This is a genomic window from Aeromonas sp. HMWF015 (assembly GCF_963878965.1).
Taxonomy (GTDB): Bacteria; Pseudomonadota; Gammaproteobacteria; order Enterobacterales; family Aeromonadaceae; genus Aeromonas; species Aeromonas veronii.
Map to the genome: position 1 here is coordinate 1 of NZ_CAWNZT010000230.1, position 1,550 is coordinate 1,550.

Here is a 1,550-nt window from a genome sequence, read left to right on the forward strand (position 1 = left end):
GTTTAATAATTGATCCCAAAAACAATACAATGCAAAATTCTTGTCATTTAGGTGGATCTCTTTAACGTATCCACCTAAAAGCAAAGAGAGGGATGCTCCTGCGCCTCCACAAAATGGCTCAATAAACCGCACATTTTTTAATTTGTTGTGCGTTAAAAAAATAGCAAGGAAAGATGCTAGTTTATCTTTTCCTCCTGGGTAACGGAATGGGGAGCTTGCTCTTGGGATATCGTGAACCCCGAACAACTTACGCACGGATTTTTTGCTAAGTTGTTTGATTGCCTCATGTTCGAGGATTCTCTTATCCATATATTACAGCCACTCTAATGATTATTACTATAATGGTTGCATATTATCTACAATTATGCAATCGAGATAGTTAGCTGGCCTCGGTTTAGGTTGATGAAAATGAAGTGTTTGGTAGGTTCCGTTATGCTCCATCTTCATTAAGGGAACATTGTCTATGGAGTCCTATTCAGTCATTGCTTGTTAGTCTAGGACTCGTCTAATGGTGTGCTACGGATACCCCCTTGTTTCGTAGCTGACGATTTGCATACTGTTCATGCTCACTCCTAGCTGTAATCATTCTGTTCCTTCATCTACTCTGGGGTGTCCAGTTTCTCCAATTTCGCCCACATCTCAGACCGGTACGGCTCCGGCAGCATCTCGATCCAGCGGTGGGCCCCGGCGTGGCCTTGTGCCTGGTAGACCTCGCCGCACAGTTCGACCAGCATCGGCCAGTCCGGATCGCCTTCAGGTACTGCGTATTCATCAGGCAGATTCTGTTCGGCAGGCAGCAGTCCTTCTGGCTGCCAATCCGGCTCGCTTGGTAACGATCGACTCGACTGCAATTGGCCGTTCTCAAGCCAGAGGGTGAAACCGTCAGCCCTGACACTACCACCAGCCCGTAATCTGCCTATAGAGAAGGGCGATAAGCCCCATTGCTCCCTCATGATCTGGTCTGTGAAGGTATCAGGATCTGGCAGCGTACAGTTATTGTCAGAGCTCCAAGGTGCCGGGCTGTCGCCCGTCTGAACCCCAACCCCCCTCGCTGCAGCCTCGGCGGCTTTCCTGGCTTCATGGGTGCCGGCAGGCACAATCTCCCACCCTTGCAGGCGGGTCTTGATGCCCAGGCGAGAGGAGGTGATGCCCATCAGGCGTTTGATATCTTCGCCATAGCTGTTGGCCTGCTCCTCGATGAGGTGGGCCAGTTTGATTGGGTGTTCGGCACGGGTTGCCAGTGCGCCACCCATGGCGTGCAGATAGCAGCGAAAGATGCCGTTATCTGCGGCAAAGCGGGCTGCCTCAAAGCGTGGGTCTTGCAGCACGGGCTTTGGTGGGCCAACCAGATCGGCATGCTTCTTGGCGTTGCTGATGCGGCGCAGCTCGCGCCATACCCCGACCGGGGCGCCCCCGATCTGCTGGAAGGTGCGAATGCCCCACCAACTGGCCCAAGCCACGGCATGCAGGGCACCCTCATCGGCGGCGGTGCCAGCCTCTTCGTCATCGTCCAGGTAGGCGCCGTCGATGTTCTTGGCAATGTATTTGGC

1 protein-coding gene and 1 pseudogene are annotated in these 1,550 nt (G+C 52.9%); both read right to left on the minus strand.

The window, feature by feature from the left end; translation table 11 throughout:
- The coding region (locus AACS18_RS12505; RefSeq protein WP_181363276.1) for a DNA adenine methylase at positions 1 to 309 on the minus strand (309 nt) is incomplete at its 3' end.
- A gap of 290 nt (positions 310 to 599) precedes the next feature.
- Positions 600 to 1,550 (minus strand): annotated as a pseudogene (locus tag AACS18_RS12510) (replication endonuclease); the annotation flags it as partial.